The organism is Streptomyces flaveus (genome assembly GCF_014647675.1).
GTDB classification, from domain to species: domain Bacteria; phylum Actinomycetota; class Actinomycetes; order Streptomycetales; family Streptomycetaceae; genus Streptomyces; species Streptomyces flaveus.
The window spans coordinates 174,999-200,670 of sequence record NZ_BMPQ01000011.1; the positions used below are offsets into that span (position 1 = coordinate 174,999).

A 25,672-nucleotide genomic window follows, 5' to 3' on the forward strand; every position below is an offset into this window, starting at 1 on the left:
GCGTCACAGACTCGCCGCGTGGTCGGGGACGTAGGTCTGCAGATCGCGTGGCGGACGCTCGTAGCCGGTCGACGCAGGCCGCTCCGGCAGTTCGAGCACCGGCGGCGGCACCTCGTGGTACGGCACGGAGTCGAGCAGGTGGGCGATCATGTTCAGCCGGGCCCGGCGCTTGTCGTCGCTCTCGACGACGTGCCAGGGCGCCTCGGAGATGTCGGTGTGCACCATCATCTCGTCCTTGGCCCGGGAGTACGCCTCCCAGCGGGTGATCGACTCCAGGTCCATCGGCGAGAGTTTCCAGCGCTTCGTCGGGTCCTCCAACCGCTGCCGGAAGCGCTCCTGCTGCTCGGTGTCGCTCACCGAGAACCAGTACTTGCGCAGCAGGATCCCGTCCTCCACCAGCATCCGCTCGAAGATCGGGCACTGGCGCAGGAACAGCTGGTACTCCTCCTTCGTGCAGAAGCCCATCACATGCTCGACGCCGGCCCGGTTGTACCAGGACCGGTCGAACAGCACGATCTCCCCGGCGGCCGGCAGATGCTCGACGTACCGCTGGAAGTACCACTGGGTGCGCTGCCGCTCGGTCGGCGTCGGCAGCGCCGCGATCCGCGCGACCCGCGGGTTGAGGTGCTCGGCGACCCGCTTTATGGTGCCGCCTTTGCCCGCCGCGTCCCGGCCCTCGAAGACGACGACCAGCCGGGCACCTTCGGCGCGCACCCACTCCTGCAGTTTCACCAACTCGGTCTGCAGGCGCAGCAGTTCCCGCTCGTATGCCGCGCGCGGCACCTTGCCTGCCTTCTTGCCGGTCATGCCGCCTCCATCGCCCGATGGCCTACGTCGATGGCCTCAACGTAATCGACCTGAACGGAGATGGTCCGTTCGGCCCTGTCGGGTACCCGGCGGGTGGGCGAGTGTGGGAGAGGTACGGACCCACGGACCCGCATGCACCTCCGACCGATCCCAGATCCCAGATCACCGATCCCAGATCCCCGATCCGGAAGGGACTTCCATGATGTCCGTCGACACCCGGCAGGCGTCCGCCACCCTCACCGACGACGAGCTGAGGACGCTGGACGCCCACTGGCGCGCCGCGAACTACCTGTCCGTCGGCCAGATCTACCTCATGTCCAACCCCCTGCTGACCGAGCCGCTGCGCCCCGAGCACGTCAAACCGAGGCTGCTCGGCCACTGGGGTACCTCGCCCGGGCTCAATCTCGTGTACACCCACCTCAACCGTGTCATCAGGGCCCGTGACCTGGACACCCTGTGCATCTGGGGCCCCGGGCACGGCGGTCCTGCGGTGGTCGCGGGCTCCTGGCTGGAGGGTTCGTACACCGAGACGTATCCCGACATCACCCGGGACGCGGCCGGGATGGCGCGGCTGTTCAGGCAGTTCTCGTTCCCCGGCGGCGTCCCCAGCCACGTCGCCCCCGAGACGCCCGGCTCCATCCACGAGGGCGGCGAACTCGGCTACTCCCTCTCGCACGCCTACGGTGCCGCCCTGGACAACCCCGATCTGGTGGTGACCTGTGTCATCGGCGACGGCGAGGCGGAGACCGGACCGCTGGCCGCCTCCTGGCACTCCAACAAGTTCCTCGACCCCGTCCACGACGGGGCCGTCCTGCCGATCCTCCACCTCAACGGCTACAAGATCGCCAACCCGACGGTGCTCGCCCGGCTCCCCGAGTCGGAGCTCGACGAGCTGCTGCGCGGCTACGGCCATGATCCGATCCACGTCACCGGCGACGACCCGGCCGCTGTCCACCAGGTCATGGCGCAGGCCATGGACTCCGCGCTGGACCGCATCGCCGCCATTCAGCGCGCCGCACGCGAGGACGGCGCGACCGAGCGCCCCCGCTGGCCGGTTATCGTGCTGCGCACCCCGAAGGGCTGGACCGGGCCGGCGGAGGTCGACGGACTGCCGGTGGAGGGCACGTGGCGTTCCCACCAGGTGCCCTTGTCCGCCGTCCGCGACAACCCGGATCACCTGCGTCAGTTGGAGGCGTGGCTGCGTTCGTACAAGCCGGAAGAGCTCTTCGACGAGCAGGGCAGTCCCGTACCCGCCGTCCTCGCGTGCGTCCCGGAAGGGGATCGCAGGCTCGGCGCCACCCCACACGCCAACGGTGGCCTTCTGCTGCGTGAACTGCCCCTGCCTCCGCTGGAGCGGTACGCCGTCCCCGTCGACAAACCCGGCACCGGCATGCACGAACCCACCCGCGTCCTCGGCGACATGCTGGAAGACGTCATGCGCGCCACCACCGACCGGCGCGACTTCCGTCTCGTCGGCCCCGATGAGACCGCCTCCAACCGGCTCCAGGCCGTCTACGCGGCCAGCGGCAAGGCGTGGCAGGCCGGCACCCTGGACGTGGACGAACACCTCGACCGGCACGGCCGGGTGATGGAGATCCTCTCCGAACACACCTGCCAGGGCTGGCTGGAGGGCTACCTGCTCACCGGTCGGCACGGGCTGTTCTCCTGCTACGAGGCGTTCGTGCACATCGTCGACTCGATGGTCAACCAGCACATCAAGTGGCTGCGCGTCACCCGCCGACTGCCCTGGCGCGCCCCCATCGCCTCCCTCAACTACCTGCTGACCTCGCACGTCTGGCGTCAGGACCACAACGGCTTCTCCCACCAGGACCCCGGTTTCGTCGACCACATCCTCAACAAGAGTCCCGAGGCCGTACGGGTCTACCTGCCGCCGGACGCCAACACCCTGCTGTCCGTCGCGGACCACGCCCTGCGCAGCCGCGACTACGTCAACGTCATCGTGGCCGGCAAGCAGCCCTGCTTCGACTGGCTGACGATGGACGAGGCGCGGGTGCACTGCGCGCGCGGCGCCGGGATCTGGGACTGGGCCGGTACGGAGAACGGCGGCGAACCGGACGTGGTCCTGGCCTGCGCGGGGGACGTGCCGGCGCAGGAAGTGCTGGCCGCCGCCGGGCTGTTGCGCCGCCACCTGCCGCAACTGGCGGTGCGCGTGGTGAACGTCGTCGACATCGCCCGGCTCATGCCGCAGGGGGAACACCCGCACGGCATGACCGACTTCGAGTACGACGGGCTCTTCACGCCGGACAAGCCGGTGATCTTCGCCTACCACGGCTACCCCTGGCTGATCCACCGCCTCGCCTACCGCCGCACCGGCCACCAGCACCTGCATGTGCGCGGCTACAAGGAGATCGGCACCACGACCACACCGTTCGACATGGTCGTCCGCAACGACATGGACCGCTACCGCCTGGTCATGGACGTCATCGACCGCGTTCCCGGGCTCGCGGTGCGCGCCGCGGCCGTACGCCAGCGTATGGAGGACGCCCGCCTGCGCCACCACGACTGGATCCGCGCCCACGGCACCGACCTGCCGGAGGTCGCCGACTGGGTGTGGGACGGCTGACGGATGCCAACAGGGCCCGGATCGGGGGCCGAACGGCCCCACACCCTCACGGCAGCCATGCGCGGGTGTCTCACATCTCGAAGACGATGCGTGCCTTGATCTGACCGTTCAGGACCTCGGCGATGGAGTCGTTGACGGTGTCCAGCGGGCGGGTCTCGTAGATCACCTTGGTGCGTCCGGCGGCGTGCAGCTGGAAGACCTCGTCCAGGTCCTGGCGGGTGCCGACGATGGAGCCGATGACCGAGGTGCCGTTCAGGACGGTGTCGAAGATCGGCACGCTGATGGTGCCGCCGGCGGGCAGGGCGACCATGACCAGCTTGCCGCCGCGCCGCAGTCCGCCGTAGACGGAGGCGAACGCCTGCTCGTTGACGGCCAGCGCGATCGCCGCGTGGGCGCCGCCGTGCGCCTTGAGGACCTCGGCGGGGTCCTCCTTGCGGGCGTCGATGAGGATGTCGGCGCCGAGCTCGCGGGCCAGATCCAGCTTGTCGTCGGTGACGTCGATCGCGGCGACGGTGGCTCCGGCGATCTTCGCGTACTGCACGGCCAGGTGGCCGAGCCCGCCGATGCCGGAGATCGCCACGAGTTGGGTGGGGCGGACGCCCGCGACCTTGAGGGCCTTGTACGTGGTGACGCCGGCGCAGGTCAGCGGGGCGGCGTCGCGCGGGTCGATGCCGTCGGGGACCACCGCGGCGAAGTCGGCGGGGGCGAGCATCTTCTCCGCGTAGCCGCCGTCGATGCTGCAGCCGGTGTTCTGCTGCTGCGTGCACAGCGTCTCCCAGCCGGACAGGCAGTGCTCGCAGCGCCCGCAGGCCCAGCCCAGCCAGGGCACGGCCACCCGCTGGCCGACGGCCAGGTGGGTCACTCCGGCGCCGAGTGCCTCGACGAGGCCGACGCCCTCGTGGCCGGGGATGAAGGGCGGGCTGGGCTTGATGGGCCAGTCGCCGTGCGCGGCGTGGATGTCGGTGTGGCACAGTCCGGACGCCTCCAGGCGGATGCGGACCTGGCCGGGGCCGGGCTCCGGGTCGGGACGCTCCTCGATCACCAGTGGCTGGCCGAACGACCGGACGACTGCTGCCTTCATCACATGCTCCCCAAGCTCTGTCGGTGTGGTGCGGTGCGGTGCAGTTCCAGGATCGGTCGCGTCCTGGGTGCGGCGGCAGGTGCCGCACGTCCTCGTAAGGGGGGGCCGATCGGCCCCGATCGGCGCGGAAACGGACCCCTCGATCCAGGGGGATGCGCTGCCGCGAGACAAGCGATGCCATCCGCAGGTGCTGATCCGCTTCGGCTGCGGCCCGGACGGCGCCCGCACACCGCGAGCCCACTAATGGGGGCTCAGCTGTCGTAGTCGACCGTGAGGATGTCAGAGGCGGCGTAGGTCTGGCACGTGAGGACGTAGCCCGCGGAGACCTCCGCTGGTTCCAGGGCGTAGTTGCGGCGCATGTCGGCGTCGCCGTCGGTGACCAGGGCGCGGCAGGTTCCGCAGACGCCGCCCTTGCACGCGAACGGCAGGTCGGGGCGGGCCTGTTGGGCGCCGTCGAGGATGCTGCGGTGGCGTGGCGCGGCGAACGTGGTCGCCCGGCCGTCGAGGACCACGGTGACCTCGCTCGTCGGGCCCCGGCCGGTGGCGTCGTCGCGGTCGGTGGCGGGCGGTGCGGGTGGTTCATCGTCTGCGTGGAACAGTTCCTGGTGGACACGGTCCACCGGGACGCCGAGTCCGGTGAGGAGCGCGCGGGCGTCGCGCACCATGCCGTGCGGGCCGCACAGCCACCAGTGGGCGACCGCCCGGACGTCGAGGAGAGCGTCCAGCAGTGCGGTGAGGCGCTCGGTGTCGAGACGGCCGGAGAGCAACCCGGCCTCGCGCGGCTCGCGGGACAGGACGTGGGCGAGCTGGAAACGGGCCGGGTACCGGTCCTTCAGGTCGGCGAGTTCGTCCGCGAACATCACGGTGCCGGTGCGCCGGTTGCCGTACAGGAGCGTGACGTGCGCGTCCTCGTCCGCGGCGAGGACGGACGCGGCGATGGACAGCATCGGCGTGACACCGGACCCGGCGGCGACGAGTACCTGGTGGCCGAGGCCGCCGGCACCGGTCAGATCCGGGGCGAACGCGCCGGTCGGGGCCATGACCTGCAGGGTGTCCCCGGGGCGTACGCCGTGCACGAGCCAGGAGGAGAACAGTCCGCCCGGTACCACGCGGACGCCGATGCGCGGTGCCGTACCGGCCGGTGCGCAGATCGAGTACGAGCGCCGCTCGTCGCGACCGTCGATCTCGCGGCGCACGGTGAGGCACTGACCAGGACGGAACGCGAACTCGGCGGCCAGGCGGTCGGGGACGTCGAAGGTGAGAGCGGCCGCGTCGGCGCACAGCGGTTCCACGGCGGACACCCGCAGGGCGTGGAATGCCGGGCGGCGGCGGGACCGAACGGGAGGCAGGGGCAGGGTCATAGCAGGTCCTTGACGTGAGGGAACGGCTCCAGACAGGCACGACAGCGCCGAAGTGCCGTGCAGGCGGTGGCGGCGAAGCGCGAGAGCTCCTCGGTGTCCACCGAGGCGCAGCGCGGGCAGGGAACTTCGGTCGGTGTGGTCGACAGGGTCAGCCAGGTCCGGCCCGGTTCCGGACCCGGCGCGCCGCGTGGGCCGGGCGGCGCGATGCCGTGCTCCGTCAGCTTGCGGTGGCCCTCGTCGGTGATCCGGTCCGTGGTCCACGGCGGATCGAGCACCGTGACCACCCGTACGTCGGTGAAGCCGGCGGCCCGCAGCCGGGCCGTCACCTCGGCGCGCATCTCGGCCACGGCGGGGCAGCCCGCGTATGTCGGGGTGAGCCGTGCGACGACGGTTCCGTCGGGCGTCACGTCGACGCCGTGCAGCACTCCGAGGTCGGCGAGCGTCAGCATCGGCAGTTCCGGGTCGGGGACCTCGGCGGCGATCCGCAACGCCCGTTCCGCCGACGCCGTCACCACGACGCGTCCGGGTGTGCGCGGGCGACGCTCTGCAGTTCGGCGAGCAGGGGCGCCAGATGCGGGGTGTGCTCACCGTCCCTGCCGGAGCCCGGGAGCGAGGGCACCGGCGCGTCGAGCCGGGACACGTCGTCGGGCCGGTTCAGCCCGGCATCGGCCAGCACGTGGGACAGCTCCAGCCGGGTCCGAGCGGCGACGGCGACCGGATCCACGCCCAGGCGCGCTGCCGCACGGTCCGTCAGCAACTCGTCCAGCCAGGGGGCGAGGGCGTCCAGCGCGGCCCGTACACGACTGGCGGACTCGGCGGTGCCGTCACCGAGGCGTACCGTCCACTCCGCGGCGTAACGGCGGTGGTAGGCAAGCTCCTTGACGCTCTTCGCGGCGATCGCGGCCAGCACCGGGTCGGGTGCGGCGGCGAGTGTCTCGCACACGGCCAGCCGCCAGACGGACAGCACCAGCAGCCGGACGACGGTGAACGCGAAGTCGCCGCCCGGCAGTTCGGCGAGGCGTACGTTGCGGAAGTCTTCCGGGTCGCGGAAGTAGGCGTACGCGTCCTCGCCGCGGCCCGTGCCGTCGGCCCGGCCGGCCCTGGCGTACAGCAGTCGGGCCTGGCCGAGGAGGTCGAGTCCGATGTTGGCCAGCGCCAGCTCTTCCTCCAACTCCGGGGCGCGGGTGCACCATTCGGCCAGCCGCTGCGCGGACACCAGGGCGTCGTCGCCGAGCGCCAGACAGCAGGCGGCCAGGTCTTCCGCGTCGACCCCGTCGGGCACCGCCTGGTCGACGCCGTGCAGGGGGTCGGTGAAACCGGTGCCGAACGCCCAGCGGGCGCTGTCGCCGTCGACGTACACATGCTCGTCGGTCATGCGCTGCTCCTAAAAGTTCCTGGATGTTCCCTAGATATGGGGGACGTCAGATGTGGGGGACGTCGTCGGGGATGTCGTAGAAGGTGGGGTGCCGGTAGACCTTGTCGCCGCTGGGGGCGAAGAACGGGTCCTTCTCGTCGGGCGCGGAGGCGGCGATGGTGTCCGAGCGCACGGCCCAGATGCTCACGCCTTCGTTGCGCCGTGTGTAGAGGTCGCGGGCGTGCAGGAGGGCCATCTCGTCGTCGGCGGCGCGCAGGGAGCCGACGTGGACGTGGTTGAGCCCGCGCTTGCCGCGGACGAACACCTCGTACAGCGGCCAGTCGCCCTTTGTCGACGTACTCATGCCGCCGCCCCTTCCCGCAGCCGGGCCGTCCGCTTGGCGGCGTGCGCGGTGGCGGCCCGCCGTACCCAGGCACCCTCCTCGTGCGCGGCCCGGCGACGGGCGATCCGCTCGGCGTTGCACGGTCCGTCACCGGAGACGACCCGCTTCAGCTCGTCCCAGTCCGGGGCGGAGAAGTCGTGGTGGCCGCGCTCCTCGTTCCAGCGCAGGTCCGGGTCGGGCAGGGTGACGCCCAGCTTCTCGGCCTGCGGGACGGTCATGTCGACGAAGCGCTGCCGCAGTTGGTCGTTGCTGTGCCGCTTGATCCTCCAGGCCATGGACCGCGCCGAGTTGGGGGAGTCGTCGTCGGGCGGGCCGAACATCATCAGGGACGGCCACCACCAGCGGTCGACGGCGTCCTGCACCATGGCGCGCTGTTCGTCGGTGCCGCGCATCATGGTCAGCAGCAGTTCGTAGCCCTGCCGTTGGTGGAAGGACTCCTCCTTGCAGACGCGGACCATGGCACGTCCGTACGGGCCGTACGAGGTGCGGCACAGCGGGACCTGATTGCAGATGGCCGCCCCGTCCACGAACCAGCCGATCACCCCGACGTCGGCGAAGGTACGGGTGGGGTAGTTGAAGATCGAGGAGTACTTCTGACCGCCGTCGATCAGCCGCTCCGTCATCTTCGTGCGGTCGGCGCCGAGCGTCTCGGCCGCCGAGTAGAGGTAGAGCCCGTGCCCCGCCTCGTCCTGCACCTTGGCGAAGAGGATCGCCTTGCGGCGCAGCGAGGGCGCCCGGGTGATCCACTCGCCCTCCGGCTGCATGCCGATGATCTCGGAGTGGGCGTGCTGGGCGATCTGCCGGACGAGCGTGGCCCGGTAGGCGTCGGGCATCCAGTCGCGGGGTTCGATGCGCTGGTCACGGGCGATGGTGTTCTCGAAGGCGGCCTCCGGGTCGTACGGCCGCGGGGGTGCTGCGGTGGGGTTGTTCACGATGGCGTGTCCTGTCGTGGGTCGGGGGAGGTGGAGTGGTCAGTGACCGTGGAAGCCGGGGGCGCGGCGTTCTATGTCCAGGAGGTACGTGGAGTTCCTGTCACCATCGGTAGAACCCCTGACCGCTCTTGCGGCCCAGCTCACCGCGGGCGACCTTCTCCCGCAGCAGCCGCGGCGGCGCGAACCGCTCGCCGAGCGTCGTGTGCAGGTGCTCCGCGATGGCGAGCCGTACGTCGAGTCCGACCACGTCGGTGAGGCGCAGCGGTCCCATCGGGTGCCGGTAGCCGAGGCGCATGGCCGTGTCGATGGCCTCCGCGTCGGCGACCCCCTCCTCGACCATGCGGATCGCCTCGAGGCCGAGGGTGAGGCCGAGTCGGCTGCTGGCGAAGCCGGGCGAGTCCTTGACGACGACGTCCTGTTTGCCGAGGGCGTGCGCCCAGCGGACCGCCGCGGACCGGGTCGCTTCGGTGGTGTCGGGGGTCAGGACCAGTTCGACGAGGGCGGAGACGGGAACGGGGTTGAAGAAGTGCATCCCCAGGAACCGCCCGGGACGTTTCAAGGCCGCCGCGAGTTCGGTGACGGACAGGGAGCTGGTGTTGCTGGCCAGCACGCATCCGTCGTGCACGACGTCCTCGGCGGCGGCAAGCAACTCGGCCTTGAGAGCCGCGTCTTCCGGGACCGCCTCGACGACCAGGTCGGTGTCGTGGGGCAGTTCGGCGATCGAGGAGAGGACGGCGACACGGTCCGGCACGTCGAGATCCGACGGCCCGGCGAGTGCGAGCGTCCCGCGCTCGGCCGCCTGCCGAAGTCCCGTGGTGATCCGTTCCAGAGCGGCGGCGCCCGCGGAGCCGTCGCGCTCCACGACGGCCACGCGGGACCCGGCGGCCGCGAAGGACTGGGCGATACCGGCGCCCATGCGCCCGCCGCCGATCACCCCCACCACGGAGGGCGGTGCTGCTGCCGAGTTCATGCCCGGCCTCCCGTCTTCTGCGTCGTCTCCGTCGTCTCGGTCTTCTCCAGGAAGCGCGTCATGCGCTCCTCCTTGTCCGGGCTCTCGAAGAGCACCGCCTGAGCAAGGTCGTCGGCCACGGGATGGGCACCCGGGGCATCGGTGACGAGCTTCGTCAGCCGCAGGGCGAGGGCCGAGGAGCGGGCCATCCGGTCGAGCAGCGCGTGCGCCTCGTCGATCAGCCGGTCTGTCGGTACGACGTCCATGACGAGCCCGCAGGCGAGTGCGGCCGGCGCGTCGAGGGTGCGTCCGGCGAGCAGGACCTGCTTGGCCACCGACTCGCCCACCAGTTCGCGCAGCCGCCAGCAGGCACCGGCGGCGGCGAGGATGCCCAGGCCCGGTTCGGGATTGCCGAAGACCGCGTCCGGCCCGGCGATCCTGAGGTCGCAGGCGTACGCCAACTCGGCGCCGCCGCCCAGCGCCCAGCCCGGCACCGCGGCCACGGTGGGCAGGGGCAGCCTGTGGACCCGTTCGAAGAGGCGGCTGTTGATGCCCTGGAGGGCCTCGTCGCGACCCCGAGCGCGCAGTTCGCCGATGTCGGCACCGCCCGCGAAGACCCCGCCGTGCCCGGTCAGCAGCAGGAACTTCGGGGCACGCTCCAACTCCTCGCACACCCGGTGCAGTTCGGTGATCATGCGGCCGTTGATGGCGTTGCGGGCGGCGGGCCGGCGCAAGGTGACGACCACCCGGTCCGTGCGCTCCTCGACCGAGAGCGTCTCGTACAGCTGGTTCTCGTACGGGCCGTCCGCGGGTGTCTTGTTCATACGCGTTCCACGAGCATGGCCACGCCCTGTCCGACACCGACGCAGAGGGTCGCCAGGCCTCGCCGGCCGCCCTCCCGCTCCAGTCGGCCCAGCAGGGTGAGCAGGATGCGGGCGCCGGAGCAGCCCAGGGGGTGGCCGAGTGCGATGGCGCCGCCGTCGGCGTTGACGCGGTCCGGGTCGAGCTTCAGCCGTTGCATGACCGCAAGGGCCTGGGCGGCGAAGGCCTCGTTGAGTTCGACCGCGTCGAGGTCCCCGACCGTCCAGCCCGCCCGGTCCAACGCCTTGGCGGTGGCCGGCACCGGGCCGAGGCCCATCAAGTGGGGCTCGACCCCGGCCGAGGCGGCGGTGACGACACGGGCCCGGGGAGTCAGCCCGTAGCGCTCCACCGCCGCCCCGCTCGCCACCACCAGGGCGGCAGCCCCGTCGGACAGCGGCGAGGAGTTGCCCGCGGTGACGATGCCGCCCGGGCGGAAGACGGTGCGCAGGCCGCTCAGCTTCTCCAGCGTGGTGGCCGGGCGCGGCCCTTCGTCCTGGTCCACCTCACCGTCCGCCACCGGCACCGGGACGATCTCCGCCGCGAAACGGCCCGCCGCCTGTGCGGCCACCGCCCGGCGGTGGCTGCGCAGTGCGAAGGCGTCCGCGTCCAGGCGGCTGATGCCGTCCAGGGCGGCGACCTCCTCCGCGGTCTCGCCCATCGACAAGGTCGTCGTCGCGGGGAAGCGCGGGTTGGTGAAGCGCCAGCCGAGTGAGGTGTCGTGGACGTCGCCGGGCCGGGACCAGGGTGTGCCCGGCTTGGCCATCACCCAGGGCGCACGGGTCATCGACTCGACCCCGCCGGCCACGACCAGCTCGGCCTCGCCCGCCCGTATCGAGTGCGCGGCGGACGCGACGGCCGTAAGCCCCGAGGCGCACAGCCGGTTGACGGTGTATCCGGGCACGGTGTGCGGAAGTCCGGCCAGCAGTACGGCCATCCGCGCGACGTCCCGGTTGTCCTCTCCGGCCTGGTTCGCGGCGCCGAGGATCACCTCGTCCACGGAGTCGGCTGGTATCCCGGCGCGACGCACGGCCTCGCCGACGACGAGCGCGGCCAGGTCGTCGGGGCGCACGGAGGCCAGGGCGCCGCCGTAACGGCCCTGTGGAGTGCGGGCCCCGTCGATCAGATAGACCTCATCGGACATCGGCGTGCTCCTCGGCCGGGGCGTGACGGCGGGACTGGAGGACGGCGAAGCGGCCGGTGACGAACGCCGGGTCGGTCAGGGTCGCGTTGGCGGCCGGGTTGGCCGACGTGCCGTGGAAGTCGCTGAAGGCGGCGGACTGGTTGGGGAACACGTCGCCGGTCAGGTTCTCCGACAGATGCACGCCGGCCTCCAGGGCCGTCGCCCGCGCGGCCGCCAGTACGTCCTCGCCGGTCGCGTAGACGCAGGCGGTGAGCGCGCCGTGGCGCCGTACGGTGTCGTGCAGGACGCGCAGGGAGTGCGCGGTGTCGTCGGTGGCGATGACGAAGGAGACCGGCCCGAACCACTCACTCGTGTAGGTCTTCTCGTCGGCCTCGGCGTCGAGCTGGGCCACCAGCGGAGTGCGGACGACGGCGTCCGGATGGTCGGGGAAGTCGGGATGCTGGTCGGGGGACATGAAGGCTCCAGGCCGAAAGTTCGGTCGGTTGGTGGGTGCGGTGCGCCCAGGTACGGAGAGGGGGAGCAGGTCGGGTCAGACGTCGGCGAGCAGGATCGCCGGGCGTTCCACGCAGTCGGCCACGAAGCGCAGGAAGCCGCCGGCCGTGCCGCCGTCGCAGACCCGGTGGTCGAAGCTGAGCGACAGCTGCGTGACCTTGCGGACGGCGAGCGCGCCGTCCACCACCCAGGGTTTGTCGACGATGCGGCCGACGCCGAGGAGCGCCGCCTCCGGGTGGTTGATGATGGGTGTGGAGCCGTCGACGCCGAACACGCCGTAGTTGTTGAGGGTGAAGGTGCCTCCGGTCAGCCGGTCGGGCGGCAGGCTGCCGGTCCGGGCCAGTTCGGTCAACCGGGCGAGTTCCGCGGCGAGTTGGACCGTCGTCAGCCGGTGGGCGTCGCGGACGACGGGGACGACGAGGCCGCGTTCGGTCTGGGCGGCGAAGCCCAGGTGCACCTCGTCGTAGCGCAGGATCTCCCGGCGTTCGGTGTCGACGGCCGAGTTCAGCTCGGGGTAGCGGCGGAGACCGGCGACACAGATCCGGGCGAACAGGGCCAACAGGCCGACGCGGCGGCCGGGTTCGGCGGCCTCCAGCGCTTTCTTGGCCTGCAGCAGTCCGGTCGCGTCCACGTCGACCCAGGTGGTGGCGTCGGGAATCTCGGCCCGGCTGCGGGAGAGCTTGTCCGCGACGGCTTTACGAACGCCTCGGAGCGGGATGCGGACGGGACCGTCTGGGGCGGTCTCCGGTCGGGGCACGGGCGCCGGTCCCGGTCGGGGCACGGGCGCGGCTTCCAGCCGTGACGCAGGCGTCGGCTCCGCGCTGGCCCGCGCGCCGGACGGTGCCTCCGCGTGCCTCGCGCCCTGGGCGACGGCCTGTTCCACATCCCGCCGTAGGACGACCCCGGCGGGACCGGACGGCACCAGCACGGTGAGGTCGACTCCGTGGTCCCGCGCCATCCTGCGCACGAGAGGCGAGATGACCCGGGGAGCGTGCGGCTCGATCGCCGGCGCCGCCTCGGCCACGGGCCCGGGGATCGCCGTAGCGGCCCCAGCGCGTCGGCGGCGACGGCGCAGTGCCGGTTCGTGTCCGGTGCCGTAGCCGATCAGCACGTTGCCGGATCCGGCCTGCTCTTCCTCCCGGTACCGCACTGCGGCCGGGTCGGCCGGTACCGGTCCCGCCACGGGCTTACCGGACGGCAACGAGCCGAGGGCCTCGCCCATGCCGCCGCCCGGTCCGTCGGCCGAGCCGGACCAGCGGGCCCCGGTACCGAATTCGCCGGGCGACGGATCGCCCGAGCCGTCACCTGCGCCGCCCCCGCCGGAGGTAATTGCCCCCACAGTGATCAGCGGTTCCCCCACCCCCACCGCCGAACCCGCCTCCGCATGCAGCCGCAGCACCGTGCCCGCGTACGGCACCGGCACCTCGACCGCGGCCTTGGCGGTTTCCACCTCGACCACGATCTGGTCGATCGTCACGGTGTCGCCGACGGCGACCTTCCACTCGATGATCTCCGCGTCGGTCAGCCCTTCGCCGAGGTCGGGGAGCTTGAACAGCTGCTCGTGCAGCGTTGCGGTGGTCATGTGACCGCTCCCTTCAACAGGTGCCGGGTGTCGGGCTCGTCGGAGAACTGCAGTCGGTCGACGGCGTCGAGGATCCGGTCGACGCCGGGCAGGTGCGCGTGCTCCAGCTTCGGCGGCGGGTACGGGATGTCGAAGCCGGCCACCCGCAGCACGGGCGCGGCCAGCGAGTGGAAGCAGCGCTCCTGCACCCGGGCGGCGATCTCCGCACCGACCCCGGCGAAGCCCTGCGCCTCCTGAACGACCACGCAGCGCCCCGTCCTCCGCACCGACTCCGTGACGGTCTCGTCGTCGAAGGGCACCAGCGTCCGCAGGTCCACGACCTCCAGCTCGATCCCGTCCTCGGCGGCTGCCTCGGCAGCGGCCATGGCCACGGGGACCGAGGGGCCGTAGGCCACGATGGTGGCGTCACGCCCCGCGCGCCGGATCGCCGCCCGCCCGAACGGCAGTGCCCCGCGCGTCTCCAGATCGGTGTCCTCGCGCGACCAGTACAGCTTCTTCGGCTCCAGGAACACCACCGGGTCGGGGTCGGCCACCGCGTCACGCAGCAGCCAGTAGGCGTCCTCGGCCGTGGCCGGGGTGACGACCTTGAGGCCGGGCGTGTGGGCGTAGTAGGCCTCGCTGGAGTCGCAGTGGTGCTCGACTCCGCCGATCCCGCCGGCGTAGGGGATGCGGATCACCATCGGCAGGCCGATCCGCCCGCGTGTGCGGTTGCGCAGCTTGGCGACGTGCGAGGCGATCTGCTCGAACGCCGGGTAGGCGAAGGCGTCGAACTGCATCTCCACCACGGGCCGGAACCCGCCCATCGCCATGCCGACCGCCAGCCCGACGATGCCGGCCTCCGCGAGCGGGGTGTCGAAGCAGCGCTGCTCGCCGAAGTCGCGGGTCAGCCCGTCGGTGATGCGGAACACGCCGCCCAGCGGGCCGACGTCCTCTCCGAAGACGAGGACCCGTTCGTCCTCGCCGAGTGCGTCGCGCAGGGCGGTGTTGAGCGCCTGCGCCATCGTGACCTTGGCCATGGTCGTCAGTCCTCCTGGGCCTGGGCGGATTCGGCGAGCTCGGCCGCCAACTGGGCACGCTGCTCCCGCAGTTGCGGGGTGAGATCGGCGTATACGTGGTCGAACAGCTCCAGCGGATCCAGCACGGAGTCTGCGTTCATGCCGGCCCGCACCCGCGCCGCCAGTTCCTCGGCCTCCTCCCGCAGCGCCGCCACGTCCTCGTCGGTGAGCGCGCCACGCGAGCGCAGACAGGTCTCCAGGCGGTCGACCGGGTCGGCGGCCCGCCACTGGTCGACCTCGTCGTTCTCCCGGTAGCGGGTGGCGTCGTCGGCGTTGGTGTGCGCGTCCATGCGGTACGTGTGCGCCTCGACCAGGACCGGGCCGTTCCCGGCGCGGGCGTGCTCGACGGCCGCGGTCAGTACTGCCAGCACCGCGAGCAGGTCGTTGCCGTCGACCTGCTCGGCGCGCACCCCGTAGCCGATGCCCTTGTAGGCGAGGGCGGGCGCCGCGGTCTGCCGGGCCAGCGGGACGGAGATCGCGTACTTGTTGTTCTGCACGAAGAAGACGACCGGGGCGCGGAAGACGGCCGCGAAGTTCAGCGCCTCGTGGAAGTCGCCCTCGCTGGTCGCCCCGTCCCCGACGAGGGCCATCGCCACGCCGTCCTCGCCCTTGCGGCGCATCGACTCCGCCATGCCGACGGCGTGAAGAACCTGGGTGGCCAGCGGGGTGCACTGGGGTGCGACGCGGGTGGCGGCGGGGTCGTAGCCGCAGTGCCAGTCGCCGCGCAGCAGCGTCAGCACCTCGACCGGGTCGATGCCACGGGTCACCAGGGCGACGGAGTCGCGGTAGGTCGGGAACAGCCAGTCGTCCGGGCGCAGTGCGAGCACGGCGCCGATCTGACAGGCCTCCTGACCGCGGCTGGACGGGTAGACCGCGAGGCGGCCCTGCTTGGTGAGGGCGGTCGCCTGGGTGTCGAACCGGCGGCCCAGGACCATGCGACGCCAGGCCTCGAGCAGGGCCTCGACCTCGGGCTCGGTGTAGTCGGTCGGCTGCTTCGCGACCGGTGTGCCGTCCTCGGCCACGAACCGCACCGGCGACAGGGACGGCAGAAGGCCCTGCACCGTCTGGCGGAGGCTCTTCACAGACATGGAGGGCACTCGCTTTCTCTGGACACTTGACAGGAGAATGGTCGCCGTCGCGGAATATGTGTTCAATAGCTCGGCGGAACAGGCGACGAACTGCCGAATCGAAGAGACCGGGAGGACAAAGTGTCCGAGGAAAACGCCCTGCCGGGGGCGGCGGCCGGACGAACTGCCGTCCCGCTCGACGACATCGACCGGCAGATCCTGAGCCGGCTCCTCGAGGACGGCCGGATCTCGGTCCGCGCCCTCGCCGAACAGGTGCACATCTCCCGGGCCAACGCCTACACGCGCATCGGCCGGCTCGTGGCCGAGGACGTCATCACGGGCTTCACCGCGCAGCTCAACGCCCAGCGGGCGGGCCTGGGCACGAGCGCGTACGTCACAGTGATGATCGACCAGAACGCCTGGCGGAACATCTCCCGCGAACTGCGCGAGATCCCGTACGTGGAGCATGTCGCCCTCGTCACGGGCGACTTCGACGTCCTGGTGCTGGTGCGCGCGCCGGACAACCTGGCGCTGCGCAAGGTGGTGCTGGAGAGCATCCAGGCGGTGCCGGGCGTGCGCTCCACCCGCACCTGGCTGGTCTTCGACGAGGTGCGGGGCCGCGGCGCCACCTGGACGGACTGAGGGACCGCCGCGGTCATACGTCGATCAGCGCGGCGGTGGCGGCAGGGCTCCCCGCGGCGACCGCCGGCCGGTCAGGTGCCGGGACGGGAGCCGCTGCCGGTGCGCGCCGCCGGGAGCGCACCACGCGGAACCGTCCGGTGACGAAGTGGGCGTCCGCGCCCGGCAGTTCGGCGAGGGCCGAGGACGGGTCGGCGGGCAGGTCGTCGAGGTTCTCCACGAGATGCACCCCGGCGTCAAGCGCCGCCGTCTCGGCCGCCGCCAGCACCAGCGGGTCGGTGGAGTGCACCGAGACGTAGAGCGCGCCGTGCCGCGCCACCGTACGGCGCAGGAGGGCCAGGCTGTGCGAGGTCGAGTCAGTGCCCACCAGGAAGGTCACCGGCCCGGGCCACTCGCGCGTGTAGACCCGTTCGTCCGAGGCGCGCAGCCGTACCAGCAGCGGACTGCGCAGATCGGCGTACGGGTGGTCGGGATGGGCCACGGGACCGGACGCGTGCAGGACCGGGCCGCACCGCGCGGCCTCCGTCAGAGCGCTGGACACCTCGTCGGCGGTGATCGCGCCCAGCAGCCTCGCCGCGCGGGCGGGGTGCCCGAGCAGCCGGTCCACGGCTTCGTCGAGGTCGGCCCCGAGGTCCCGCAGCGTCTTGTGTCCCTCGTCGGTGCTGAAGCCCCGCTCCGGTACCAGGATGTTCTGCGGCGTGGTGCGCACCGTGCCGTTGCACCGGCACGAGGAGAGGGCGAGACCCCGTACCAGGCCCTGGTAGTCGTCGGTCGAGTCCACGACCACGGTGTTCAGCCCGGTCCGGTTGGCGAACACGGCGGCCTGGCGGGCGTGTTGTTCCAGCCAGTCGGCGAAGCGCGCGGAGCCCGTGAAGTCGACGATGCGCACCGCCGGATCCGTGGCCAGTCGCCGGTGCACCTGCCGCTCCGGTTCCGCCACGGCCAGGGTCACGAGGTCCGGGGAGTGACCGGCCTCCGCGAGCACCTGCCGGGCGACCCGCACCGTGATCGCCAGCGGCAGTACCGAGCGAGGGTGCGGAGCCACGACGACCGGGTTGCCGGTCACCAGGCCGGCGAACAGGCCCGGATACCCGTTCCAGAGCGGGAAGTCGGGACAGCCGACGAGCAGCGACACCCCACGGGGCACGAGGGTGCAGGTGCCCCGCAGAGTGCACGGCTGCCCGCCCCGTCCGGTGATTTTCCAGTGCGAGTCGGCCGGCACACGTTCCGACTCGGCGAAGGCCTGGGCCACCACCTGAAGGCCACGGTCCTGGGCGCGCGGCCCGGCGGCGTGGAAGGCCGCCTGGAGGGGCTGGCCGGTGGTGTGGTGCACCGCGAGGGCCAGTTCGTGGCTGCGGGTGTTGAGCCGGCGCAGGATCTCCACGGCGAGCCCGGCGCGCTCGTACGGCCCGGCCACCCGCCAGCCGGCCGCCGCCCGCCCCGCCGCCGCGACCAGCTCCGCGGGATCGCAGCGCGGGTAGGCGATGGCCGGACCGACGCCGTACGGCGACGCCTCCGTGCGCACAAGACCTGTCTCGCCGGGCTGCGGCAGGGCGAAGGTCCGTCCCAGCAGCGAGCGGAACACCTTTCCCGCCGTGCGGGTCGACCTCATGCCCGCGTCGGCCGCGTCCTGGCCGGTCGCCTCGGTGAAGGGGCGTCGGCACTCACCGGCGGCGCTCGCGCGAACGATGCTCTGCAGCAGCTCGTGGTGCCGTTCGTAGGGACCGGGGCGCATGGCCGTCAGCCTCTCCAGCTCGCCGCGAGCGCGAGGAGGGCGTCGTTCTCCTCCGGCAGCCCGATCGTGACCCGGACGCCCTCGCCGAGGAACGGGCGGACCATGACCTTCCCGTCCGCGCAGTGCAGGGCGAAGTCCCCGCTGTCGCCGCCGAGCGGCAGCCAGACGAAATTGGACTGGGAGTCGGGCACATCATGGCCGAGCGCCCGCAACCGCCCGGTGACACGGTCGCGTTCGGCGACCGTGAGGGCGGCCCGCCGGGCGACCTCCATGCCTTCGCCGAGAGCTACGACGGCGGCCCGCTGAGCGAGAGCGCTGACGCTGAATGGCACCTGCGTCCGGCGCACGTGCGCGGCGATGCCGGGCGGCGCGACGCAGTAGCCGACACGCAGCCCCGCCAGGCCGTACGCCTTCGAGAAGGTCCGCAGCACCGCCACGTTCGGCCGGTCGCCGAGGAGGGCGAGGCCGTCGGGGACCCGGGCGGGATCGGTGTACTCCCGGTACGCCTCGTCGACGACGATCAGCACGTCCCGCGGCACCCGGTCCGCGAAGTCGGTCAGGGCCCGCGCGCCGACCGCCGTGGAGGTCGGATTGTTGGGGTTGCACACGAAGACCAGCCGGGTCCGGGCGGTGATCGCCGCCGCCATGGCGTCGAGGTCGAGGGCGTGGTCGCGCAGGGACACCCGCACCGCCGTACCGCCCGCTACGGCGGTGAGGATCGGGTACGCCTCGAACGACCGCCAGCCGAAGACGACCTCGTCACCGGGCCCCACGACGGTGTGCAGCAACTGCCCGCACACCTCGGAGGAACCGGCGCCCACCGCGATCCGGTCCGGCTCGACCCCGTGGTGCGCCGCCAGGGCCTCGACGAGCGGGGCGGCGTGCAGATCGGGGTACCGCGACACACCGCCGGCGGCCTCCGCGAGGGTCGTGGCCACCCCCGGCAGCAACCCGTGCGGGGATTCGTTGCTGGCCAGCACGACGGCCCCGGGCAGTTTGCGGCCCGGGACGTAGGCGGGCAGCTGGGACAGGGACGCACGGACACGCACCATGCTGGACTCGCTTCTGCAGCGCTGGGGCCCGAGGCCTCGCCGTCGGGCACTTGACAGCCAAATCGTGAGGAGAGGACGACAAGTACTCAACTGTTTGGGAAATTCGGCTACGAATCGCCGAAATCGAGGCAGTTGGCCAGCAAACCGTCTCCCGGCGAGCCCTGCGGAACCTTTGGCACGAGACGGACGGCGCGCCCTCCGCGGGGCGCATGCTCGTCTCCTTGATCACGGGACGGACACAGCGGGCCATCGAGGCCCCCGCCGCGGGCGAGGCGTGAGCAGACTGCTCGCCGCCCGAGCCGCGCGATGTCCGCGGCCCGCCCTGTTCCGATCGAGGGAGACCATGCACAGCACCCAGACCCGCCTCCGCCACGGAGCCCTGACGGCGTGCGCGGCGGCCCTCGCGCTGCTCGCGACCGGCTGCTCGAAGGCGTCCGCAGACGCGCAGGCCGGCGACTGCCGCGACGACGGCCACTGGTCGGGACGGGAGCAGGCCGCATGGCTGCGGACCGCGGTGTCCTTCCGCGGGACGGTCGACGGGGCAGGCCCGTCGTACGAGGACGCTTCGGTCGTCGTCCGCGCACGGCACACGGGTGATGGCCGGGTGCTGTGCCAACCGCTCGGTGTGCAGGTCGAGTTCTGGACCCTCTCGGCCAGGACGACGGGGACGGAGACGTCGTCCGTCATGCGCTACGGACTGTCCGCGGACGGCAGCAGGACCCGTACCGTCGGGTTCCCCAGGGGCCTTCCCGACGGACAGGACGGCATCTGCACCCGGATCCTTGTGGCGGCGTACGCGGGCGCGCCCCTGAGGGGTCGGGAACTGCCGCGGACGACACGGGATTTGGCCATCGCCGGGGACATGGACGTGCGGTTCGGGACGGAGCGGATCGGTGCCTACTGGTTGCTCCCGCCGCAGAATCCCACCGCATGCACCCCGGACCGGCCGACGGCCGACCCCTCACCCACCAGGTCGACGACCTGGGACATCTACCATCCGTGACGCAGTCACGTGCCGGGCGGCCGGCCACAATCCAGCGGCCCGCTGCGGACTGCGCCTCACTGCGTGCCGTGCGTTCCCCTGAGTTCGCGTCTGGTGACCATCTCGGACTCGATCCGTATGAACACCGGGTCCCGCAGGGGCATCCAGGACGTGGGACCGGCTTGCGACAGCCGCTCGTGCTCGGCCGGGTCGGTCACCACGGTGGCCCGGCCGGTGACGACCACGCTCCAGCCGGACCGGGTCGCCGCGTCGAACTCGTCCGCCTCGAAGGCGACCACGACGCCGTCGATGGCGCGTACGAGGTCCGAGTCCGGCGAGGTGGACAGCAGGACGGAGGCGTCCGTGTCCAGGGAGAAGTTGATGGGCAGGACCGCGGGCAGAGCCTGCCGGGTGTAGACCACGCGGCCGACCGGCACCTTGGCGAGCAGGCGCAGGCTCTCCTGCCGGTCGAGTGCGCGAAAGGCGTCGTTCTGGAACATCCGTCCATGGTCTCCGCGGTCGCGGTGAGAGGGTAGGGCCGACCGGCCCTACCCTCTTGGCCCCCTTGGGACGCGAGGACGGCCGATCACAGCCGTTGATTCGCGGGAGCCGTGCGGGCAACACGGTACCCGCGCGCCCCGCGCCGCGGCTGAGACCCCGTGGGGTCCTGAACAGCCGGACCTGGCAAGCGAGTTACGCCTCAGTCTCCGCGGGGAGGGGCACCGTCCATTCCACGACGGTGCCGGTGGGCTCGTTCGGTGTGAGCGTGAGACTGCCGCCCAGGTCGGTCGCGCGGCGGTGGAGGTTGTCCAGGCCGCTGCGGCGGGTGACGGCGGGGTCGATGCCGCGTCCGTTGTCGGACACGCGCAGGCGCAGCCGGCTGCCGTCCGTTTCGGCGGTGACCTCGACGGTGGTGGCGTGCGCATGCCGGGCGGCGTTCGACAGGGTCTCGCGCAGCACCGCCAGCAGGTGATCGGCGTGGCCCGCGGGTACGCCCGTGTCCAGCAGGCCGGTCATGCGCAGGGCGGGGCTGAAGCCGAGGGCTTCGGCGGCCTTGTCGGTCTCGGACAGCAGCTTCGCGCGCAGTCCGGCACGCCCCTCGGAGCGGTCGCGCTCGCGCAGGGCGTAGATCGTGGTCCGCACCGTTTTGATGGTGTCGTCGAGGTCGTCGACCACACGCTGGATGCGCTCGGCCGCCTCGGGCCGGTCGGAAATCCGTCCCAGTACGGAGTTCAGCGTCAGCCCGGAGGCGAACAGCCGCTGGATGGCCAGGTCGTGAAGGTCGCGTGCGATGCGGTCCCGGTCGGTCAGGACCAGGAGATGATCCGCCTCGCGCCGATGCTCGGCGATCTCCAGAGCAAGCGCGGCCTGGTCGGCGAAGCCGCTGATCATGGTCATGACGGCGTCGGAGAACTCCTCGCCGCCGGGCAGATTGGCGATCTGAAGGACCGCACGGGCGTGCTCGCTCCCGCCCAGCGGGAGCAGAAACCCGGGCCCCAGTTCCACATGAGCCGCGGAGCCGGCCCCCTCCTGCGGCTCCTGGGACAGCGCGTTGCTGGTGATCCGCTCGTTGGAGCGGTGCACCTTCGCGGCCAGCGTGGTGGCCGGCAGTACCAGCCCGCGCACCCGCTCGGCGCCCTCCCCGTCGGCGGCCTCGATCACCAGCTCGTCGCCGCCGTCGATCGGCACCGCCATCGTCACCAGATCGGCCCCTGACAGGAACCTCACGGTGGTGGCGACCTGGTGCAGTACCTGATCCGGGTCGGTGCCCGACAACAGGCTGCGGGTCAGCTCGCTGCTAGCCGCCAGCCACCGCTCCCGGCGGAGCGTGTCCTCGTACAGCCGGGCGTTGTCGATGGCCACGCCCGCTGCCGCCGCCAGGGTGCGCAGCACCGCCTCGTCCTCGTCGTCGAACTGCGCCCCGCCGCGCTTGTCGGTCAGGTACAGGTTTCCGAAGACCCGGTCGCGTACGCGCACCGGAGCCCCCAGGAACGTGGTCATCGGCGGATGCCCCTCGGGGAAGCCCACCGAGTCGGGATGCGTGCCGAGGTCGGCGAGGCGCAGTGGCTCCGGCTCCCTGATCAGCAGCCCCAGGATGCCCTCGCCCTCGGGATAGTGGCCGATCGCCTTGATGGTGTCCTCGTCCACACCGACGGTGATGAACTGCTTGATCCGGCCTTCCTCGCCCACCACCCCCAGCGCCCCGTACTCGGCGTCCACCACGGCCACCGCGGACTCGGTGATCCGCCGCAGCACCACATCGAGATCCAGGTCGGAGCCGATCGCGAGTACCGCGTCCAGCAGCGTGTGCACCCGGTCCCGGGTCGCGCGCACCTGCGCCACCTGCGCCTGCAGCCCCTCCAGCAGCTCGTCCAGCCGCAACTGAGGTGCCGCCGGGCCGTCCTTCCGCCTCGCTGTCGGACTTTCCGCCATGCCCGCTCCCTCCCGAAAGGTGCCAGCGGCACCTCCCCCATCATGCCGAAGAGCCCTGACGGCACGCGAACATATGTGACGCTCATCCGACACTCGTTCCTGATGGTGCGTCAGGTCGCTTGCGTGCAGGTCAAGTGCCGCGGATGGTCTGATCCGCTTGGTGGTGCGCTGAACGGCCGCTGACGCGGGTGAAGGAACCCGCGTCAGCGTCGCCCCGTATCAGGCCGGATCGTGGGCCGGGGTGGGTGCGTCGGCTGAAGGGCTTGCCGACGCGTTCGGTTCGTCGTGGGCCAGGCGGTGGAAGAGGCTGCCGGGCCACCAGAACCAGCGACCGAGGTCGAGGGCGAGGGCGGGAACCAGAACCGTTCGGACGAGGAAGGTGTCCAGAGCGACGGGCAGGGTCTGGAGGGTGCACACCAGGTGCAGCCGCAGGCCCCAGAAGAAGCGTCTGTGGCTGGCGCAGTACCCGTACTCGGCGCATCCGGCCAGGTCGGAACGTTTCACGGTCTCGCGTGAGCGGCCGCACTCCACCGGCGTGGAGTTCACGATCCACACGTCATCGCTCCACACGGAGGTGTGGACGGCCGGTAGCCGGGTGACTTGACGCAGCAGCTCGGCGGCCTTGCGCAGCCGCTTGTTGTAGCCGGGCTGTTTGGGAAGGTACGGGAAGAGATGCCGCAGGTGGGAGCGGGCGTGGCGGAGCCACCTGGCCTCGGAGGTGAAACCGAGCATGGCCTGCATCATCGCGAGCGTGACCAGCTCGGCGTCGCTCAGCAGCGGGGTGATCCCCACCGTCGGCCGCCACGGAGCGAGATGCGGCGAGTCCCTTGGCGGATCCTCTGTCTTCACATGGGGTGCGGTCGCGAGGGAGTCCAACTCTGTCTTCACACACTGACGTTGGACTCCCTCACTTCATGCGCGCAGCCGATCTCTCCGCGAGGTGTTCGGCGAGCTTGAACGACGTGTACAAGGCAACGGCGCCGCAAGGGCGAGGACCGCGAAGGCGAGGACCGCGGCCACCGTCCGGACGGCGTGGGCGATCTGCCAGCGGTCCCGTACGTCGGTCCAGTCGGAGGGCGGGGACTGGGCGTTCCAGTGGAGCTGGTCGGAGTTGATGGGCAGGTTGACGATGAGCGTGAGGCCGAGAACGAAGACCAGAAGGGCGAGTGCGGCCACGGTCGGCCATCGGGTGTTCGTTCGGTAGGTCTGGTAAGCCAGTACCGCTGTGGCTATCAGCGCCGGCAGGAGTGTGGCGACGGCGAGTTTGTCGAGGGAGTCCAGTTCGACCAGCCGGACCTGGGTGTAGACAGTGCTGTCGAAGCCGCGCAGCGAGAGTTCCAGGACGAGGACTGACGTGAGGAATCCGGCGAACAGCCCCGCGCATACGAGGCTGGCGAAACGGGCGTACTTCGTCATGATCACGTTCTTTCGTGATGGATGACCCGGGCGGCGAAGGGGCGGGCGGGACGGCGAGGCATCTTCCTGACCTTGTTGGCTGCCGTCGCGGGTCGTCGCTCGCTTTCTCACCCGCGGCCCGGGGCGTGTGCGTGGCCGGTATGCGTCAGGTCGCGATTCCGACGACCTGCTCGATGGTGTCCGGCTGATTCACCATGGCGAGCATGTGGTGGGCGACGTCGGCGCGTGGCACGGAGAACCCGCCCCGGATGTTGCGGTTCCACGCGGTCCGGTACGTGCCGGTCAGGGGCTTGTCGGTGAGTTTGGGCGGGCGCGACACCGTCCATTCCAGTCCGCTGTCGCGCAGGGTCTGCTCGGTGACGGCGAGGTCGGCGTAGTGCCGGCCGAACATCGCCCGGGTCAACGGGACTCCCAGGTGGCGCATGAAGAAGCCGTCGCCGGGATCGTGCCTGGGGGGCGTCGGCCGGCCCGGCACCGGCCCGACGGGTGCGGCGCTGACGATGATGATCCGCCGGACGTGCTCGGCCTGCATCGCCGCGACGATCGCGCGGGTGCCACGCGAGGTGATGCCCGCGTCCGTGCGCGGGTTGCGCGGGCCGAGCGCGGACAGTACGGCGTCGGTGCCGCGTACCGCCGCGGCGAGCGTCCGCAGGTCGGGTCGGGTGAGGTCGACGGCGACCGTCCTGACGCCGCCCGGCAGCTCACGTGGGCGGCGGGCCACGGCGGTGACGTCATGCCCGCCGGCTACCGCCTGCTCGACCAGGTGCCGTCCGATACCGCCGGTGGCGGCCACGATCGTGAGTTTCATCGGGGTCCTCCCGCGGTGAAGGCCACACGGTGGTCTTGCGCCCAGGTGGCGTACGTGCGGGCCGGGCGGCCCAGCAGCCGCCGCACGGTGTCGGTGGTGGGCCCGGCTTCGCGGGCGTAGTCGGCCAGTGAGCCGAGCAGCCGGTCGGGTACCTCGTCGGGCAGGCCGGCGGCGAGCATGCCGTGGCGGATCTCGTCCGGTGCGGCCTCGACGAACGACAGGGTCCGCTCGAGCGCCGCGCCGAGCGCGGCGACCTTCTCCGGCTGGCTCAGCGACTGCTCTCCGGTGAGCAGGTAGGTCTGACCGCGGTGCTGCGGGTGGGTCAGGGCGAGGGCGGCCACCGCGGCGATGTCACGCTCGTCGACGGTCGAGGTCCTCGCGTGCGGGTAGGCCCCCCGCACGGTCCCAGTCGCCTGGATCTGCCCGGCCCAGGCCAGGGTGTTGGCGGCGAAATCGGCGCAGCGCAGGATCGTCCAGTCCAGGCCGCTCCCCTTCGCGACGTCCTCGACCGCGTGGAACTGCTGCCAAAAGCGTGCGTGCCCGGCCGGGTACTGCACGGTCACGGAGGACAGCACGACCACCCGTGCCGCGCCCGTCTCGCGGGCGTGGGCCAACAGGCCGGCAGCGGTGGATCCGGTGGCACGCGGGCTGAGCAGGATGGCCTCCACGCCGTCGAGGGTGGGAACCCTCTTGGGGTGGACGAGCTGGGTACCCGTAGGGAATTCGGCGTGCGGGTCGCGGGTGACAGCGGCGACTTTCGCTCCCCCCTCGACCAGGAGGCGGACGGTTTCCCGGCCGACGACGCCGGTGGCCCCGGTGATCAGGATCATGACTGAACCTCTCGTGGGTGTGGTCGATAATCGATCTTGCGCGGTGGATGATCACGGTTCGTAGCGCGGTTCAAATCGTGGGAGAACGTCACGGACGAGCCGTGCGCC

At 71.6% G+C, this 25,672-nt stretch carries 23 protein-coding genes and 2 pseudogenes; 3 read left to right on the forward strand and 22 right to left on the reverse strand.

Annotated elements, in window-relative coordinates; all coding sequences use genetic code 11:
• Positions 1-3 precede the first annotated feature (3 nt).
• Positions 4-807: a polyphosphate kinase 2 gene (ppk2, locus tag IEZ21_RS23040; RefSeq protein ID WP_189323810.1), complete on the reverse strand. Its 804-nt coding sequence runs from the start codon at positions 805-807 to the stop codon at positions 4-6.
• A 202-nt stretch (positions 808-1,009) separates the two neighbouring features.
• Here ppk2 and IEZ21_RS23045 point away from each other — a divergent pair, with 202 nt between their 5' ends.
• The gene (locus tag IEZ21_RS23045) at positions 1,010-3,391 is read left to right on the forward strand and encodes a phosphoketolase family protein (protein WP_189323887.1); all 2,382 of its coding nucleotides are present in this window, start codon (positions 1,010-1,012) and stop codon (positions 3,389-3,391) included.
• A gap of 70 nt (positions 3,392-3,461) precedes the next feature.
• Here the strand turns inward: IEZ21_RS23045 and adhP are convergent, their stop codons facing one another.
• From adhP to pdhA, 13 genes and pseudogenes are all read right to left on the reverse strand, one after another.
• Positions 3,462-4,472, reverse strand: coding sequence for an alcohol dehydrogenase AdhP (adhP, locus tag IEZ21_RS23050; RefSeq protein ID WP_189323811.1), 1,011 nt, complete (start codon positions 4,470-4,472; stop codon positions 3,462-3,464).
• Between the two features lie 251 nt (positions 4,473-4,723).
• A complete protein-coding gene (gene paaE, locus IEZ21_RS23055; RefSeq protein ID WP_189323812.1) occupies positions 4,724-5,833 on the reverse strand; it encodes a 1,2-phenylacetyl-CoA epoxidase subunit PaaE in 1,110 nt (369 codons plus the stop codon).
• A complete protein-coding gene (gene paaD / locus IEZ21_RS23060; protein ID WP_246568046.1) occupies positions 5,830-6,348 on the reverse strand; it encodes a 1,2-phenylacetyl-CoA epoxidase subunit PaaD in 519 nt (172 codons plus the stop codon). The genes paaE and paaD overlap by 4 nt, the downstream gene beginning before the upstream one ends.
• Entirely contained in the window at positions 6,342-7,208 is an 867-nt protein-coding gene (gene paaC / locus IEZ21_RS23065) for a 1,2-phenylacetyl-CoA epoxidase subunit PaaC (protein ID WP_189323813.1), read from the reverse strand. Before paaC ends, paaD begins: the two co-directional genes overlap by 7 nt.
• A 46-nt stretch (positions 7,209-7,254) precedes the next feature.
• Positions 7,255-7,551: a 1,2-phenylacetyl-CoA epoxidase subunit PaaB gene (gene paaB, locus IEZ21_RS23070; protein WP_189323814.1), complete on the reverse strand. Its 297-nt coding sequence runs from the start codon at positions 7,549-7,551 to the stop codon at positions 7,255-7,257.
• Positions 7,548-8,522 (reverse strand): 1,2-phenylacetyl-CoA epoxidase subunit PaaA, encoded by a 975-nt coding sequence (paaA, locus tag IEZ21_RS23075; protein ID WP_246568048.1) that lies wholly within the window; start codon positions 8,520-8,522, stop codon positions 7,548-7,550. Before paaA ends, paaB begins: the two co-directional genes overlap by 4 nt.
• A 100-nt stretch (positions 8,523-8,622) precedes the next feature.
• Positions 8,623-9,492 (reverse strand): 3-hydroxyacyl-CoA dehydrogenase family protein, encoded by an 870-nt coding sequence (locus IEZ21_RS23080; RefSeq protein ID WP_189323815.1) that lies wholly within the window; start codon positions 9,490-9,492, stop codon positions 8,623-8,625.
• Positions 9,489-10,295: an enoyl-CoA hydratase/isomerase family protein gene (locus IEZ21_RS23085; protein WP_189323816.1), complete on the reverse strand. Its 807-nt coding sequence runs from the start codon at positions 10,293-10,295 to the stop codon at positions 9,489-9,491. Before IEZ21_RS23085 ends, IEZ21_RS23080 begins: the two co-directional genes overlap by 4 nt.
• The gene (locus IEZ21_RS23090; RefSeq protein WP_189323817.1) at positions 10,292-11,473 is read right to left on the reverse strand and encodes a thiolase family protein; all 1,182 of its coding nucleotides are present in this window, start codon (positions 11,471-11,473) and stop codon (positions 10,292-10,294) included. Before IEZ21_RS23090 ends, IEZ21_RS23085 begins: the two co-directional genes overlap by 4 nt.
• A pseudogene (locus IEZ21_RS23095) lies at positions 11,463-11,900 on the reverse strand (phenylacetic acid degradation protein PaaN); the annotation flags it as partial. The pseudogene IEZ21_RS23095 and the gene IEZ21_RS23090, both read right to left, overlap by 11 nt.
• Before the next feature lie 102 nt (positions 11,901-12,002).
• Complete coding sequence (locus IEZ21_RS23100; RefSeq protein WP_189323818.1) at positions 12,003-13,547, reverse strand: dihydrolipoamide acetyltransferase family protein; 1,545 nt, start codon at positions 13,545-13,547, stop codon at positions 12,003-12,005.
• Positions 13,544-14,563: an alpha-ketoacid dehydrogenase subunit beta gene (locus IEZ21_RS23105; protein WP_189323819.1), complete on the reverse strand. Its 1,020-nt coding sequence runs from the start codon at positions 14,561-14,563 to the stop codon at positions 13,544-13,546. Before IEZ21_RS23105 ends, IEZ21_RS23100 begins: the two co-directional genes overlap by 4 nt.
• Before the next feature lie 5 nt (positions 14,564-14,568).
• Entirely contained in the window at positions 14,569-15,690 is a 1,122-nt protein-coding gene (gene pdhA / locus IEZ21_RS23110; RefSeq protein WP_189323820.1) for a pyruvate dehydrogenase (acetyl-transferring) E1 component subunit alpha, read from the reverse strand.
• A 120-nt stretch (positions 15,691-15,810) separates the two neighbouring features.
• Between pdhA and IEZ21_RS23115 the strand changes: the two genes are divergently transcribed.
• Positions 15,811-16,311 (forward strand): Lrp/AsnC family transcriptional regulator, encoded by a 501-nt coding sequence (locus IEZ21_RS23115; RefSeq protein WP_033327607.1) that lies wholly within the window; start codon positions 15,811-15,813, stop codon positions 16,309-16,311.
• A 13-nt stretch (positions 16,312-16,324) separates the two neighbouring features.
• Here the strand turns inward: IEZ21_RS23115 and IEZ21_RS23120 are convergent, their stop codons facing one another.
• Positions 16,325-18,043, reverse strand: coding sequence for an aldehyde dehydrogenase family protein (locus IEZ21_RS23120; protein ID WP_246568052.1), 1,719 nt, complete (start codon positions 18,041-18,043; stop codon positions 16,325-16,327).
• Between the two features lie 5 nt (positions 18,044-18,048).
• Positions 18,049-19,095 carry a histidinol-phosphate transaminase gene (locus IEZ21_RS23125; protein ID WP_189323821.1) on the reverse strand — a complete coding sequence of 349 codons (1,047 nt, stop codon included), beginning with the start codon at positions 19,093-19,095 and terminating at the stop codon, positions 18,049-18,051.
• Positions 19,096-19,438: 343 nt separating this feature from the next.
• On the opposite strand from IEZ21_RS23125, the gene IEZ21_RS23130 reads away from it, so the two are divergent.
• A complete protein-coding gene (locus tag IEZ21_RS23130; protein ID WP_189323822.1) occupies positions 19,439-20,098 on the forward strand; it encodes a hypothetical protein in 660 nt (219 codons plus the stop codon).
• A 56-nt stretch (positions 20,099-20,154) separates the two neighbouring features.
• On the opposite strand, the gene IEZ21_RS23135 is transcribed toward IEZ21_RS23130, so the two are convergent.
• The 6 genes and pseudogenes from IEZ21_RS23135 to IEZ21_RS23165 all read right to left on the reverse strand — a co-directional run bounded on the left by IEZ21_RS23135 (position 20,155) and on the right by IEZ21_RS23165 (position 25,564).
• Positions 20,155-20,577 (reverse strand): pyridoxamine 5'-phosphate oxidase family protein, encoded by a 423-nt coding sequence (locus IEZ21_RS23135; RefSeq protein WP_189323823.1) that lies wholly within the window; start codon positions 20,575-20,577, stop codon positions 20,155-20,157.
• Between the two features lie 193 nt (positions 20,578-20,770).
• Positions 20,771-22,510 carry a sensor histidine kinase gene (locus IEZ21_RS23140; RefSeq protein ID WP_246568054.1) on the reverse strand — a complete coding sequence of 580 codons (1,740 nt, stop codon included), beginning with the start codon at positions 22,508-22,510 and terminating at the stop codon, positions 20,771-20,773.
• 387 nt (positions 22,511-22,897) lie between these two features.
• Positions 22,898-23,398 (reverse strand): annotated as a pseudogene (locus IEZ21_RS23150) (transposase family protein); the annotation flags it as partial.
• A 24-nt stretch (positions 23,399-23,422) separates the two neighbouring features.
• Positions 23,423-23,926, reverse strand: coding sequence for an anthrone oxygenase family protein (locus IEZ21_RS23155; RefSeq protein WP_246568056.1), 504 nt, complete (start codon positions 23,924-23,926; stop codon positions 23,423-23,425).
• A gap of 145 nt (positions 23,927-24,071) precedes the next feature.
• Positions 24,072-24,734 (reverse strand): NAD(P)-dependent oxidoreductase, encoded by a 663-nt coding sequence (locus tag IEZ21_RS23160; RefSeq protein WP_189323825.1) that lies wholly within the window; start codon positions 24,732-24,734, stop codon positions 24,072-24,074.
• The gene (locus IEZ21_RS23165; protein WP_189323826.1) at positions 24,731-25,564 is read right to left on the reverse strand and encodes an NAD(P)H-binding protein; all 834 of its coding nucleotides are present in this window, start codon (positions 25,562-25,564) and stop codon (positions 24,731-24,733) included. The genes IEZ21_RS23160 and IEZ21_RS23165 overlap by 4 nt, the downstream gene beginning before the upstream one ends.
• Between the last annotated feature and the right edge of the window lie 108 nt (positions 25,565-25,672).

Bases quoted from the DNA above. Each gene is read 5' to 3' on its own strand.
- IEZ21_RS23125 (WP_189323821.1), bottom strand. From the start codon at position 19,095: ATGGTGCGTGTCCGTGCGTCCCTGTCCCAGCTGCCCGCCTACGTCCCG.
- IEZ21_RS23135 (WP_189323823.1), bottom strand. From the start codon at position 20,577: ATGTTCCAGAACGACGCCTTTCGCGCACTCGACCGGCAGGAGAGCCTG.
- IEZ21_RS23155 (WP_246568056.1), bottom strand. From the start codon at position 23,926: ATGACGAAGTACGCCCGTTTCGCCAGCCTCGTATGCGCGGGGCTGTTC.
- paaB (WP_189323814.1), bottom strand. From the start codon at position 7,551: ATGAGTACGTCGACAAAGGGCGACTGGCCGCTGTACGAGGTGTTCGTC.
- IEZ21_RS23085 (WP_189323816.1), bottom strand. From the start codon at position 10,295: ATGAACAAGACACCCGCGGACGGCCCGTACGAGAACCAGCTGTACGAG.
- IEZ21_RS23090 (WP_189323817.1), bottom strand. From the start codon at position 11,473: ATGTCCGATGAGGTCTATCTGATCGACGGGGCCCGCACTCCACAGGGC.
- IEZ21_RS23100 (WP_189323818.1), bottom strand. From the start codon at position 13,547: ATGACCACCGCAACGCTGCACGAGCAGCTGTTCAAGCTCCCCGACCTC.
- IEZ21_RS23130 (WP_189323822.1), top strand. From the start codon at position 19,439: ATGCACAGCACCCAGACCCGCCTCCGCCACGGAGCCCTGACGGCGTGC.
- paaE (WP_189323812.1), bottom strand. From the start codon at position 5,833: ATGACCCTGCCCCTGCCTCCCGTTCGGTCCCGCCGCCGCCCGGCATTC.
- IEZ21_RS23120 (WP_246568052.1), bottom strand. From the start codon at position 18,043: ATGCGCCCCGGTCCCTACGAACGGCACCACGAGCTGCTGCAGAGCATC.
- paaC (WP_189323813.1), bottom strand. From the start codon at position 7,208: ATGACCGACGAGCATGTGTACGTCGACGGCGACAGCGCCCGCTGGGCG.
- adhP (WP_189323811.1), bottom strand. From the start codon at position 4,472: ATGAAGGCAGCAGTCGTCCGGTCGTTCGGCCAGCCACTGGTGATCGAG.
- IEZ21_RS23160 (WP_189323825.1), bottom strand. From the start codon at position 24,734: ATGAAACTCACGATCGTGGCCGCCACCGGCGGTATCGGACGGCACCTG.
- IEZ21_RS23105 (WP_189323819.1), bottom strand. From the start codon at position 14,563: ATGGCCAAGGTCACGATGGCGCAGGCGCTCAACACCGCCCTGCGCGAC.
- IEZ21_RS23045 (WP_189323887.1), top strand. From the start codon at position 1,010: ATGTCCGTCGACACCCGGCAGGCGTCCGCCACCCTCACCGACGACGAG.
- IEZ21_RS23165 (WP_189323826.1), bottom strand. From the start codon at position 25,564: ATGATCCTGATCACCGGGGCCACCGGCGTCGTCGGCCGGGAAACCGTC.
- IEZ21_RS23140 (WP_246568054.1), bottom strand. From the start codon at position 22,510: ATGGCGGAAAGTCCGACAGCGAGGCGGAAGGACGGCCCGGCGGCACCT.
- ppk2 (WP_189323810.1), bottom strand. From the start codon at position 807: ATGACCGGCAAGAAGGCAGGCAAGGTGCCGCGCGCGGCATACGAGCGG.
- IEZ21_RS23080 (WP_189323815.1), bottom strand. From the start codon at position 9,492: ATGAACTCGGCAGCAGCACCGCCCTCCGTGGTGGGGGTGATCGGCGGC.
- pdhA (WP_189323820.1), bottom strand. From the start codon at position 15,690: ATGTCTGTGAAGAGCCTCCGCCAGACGGTGCAGGGCCTTCTGCCGTCC.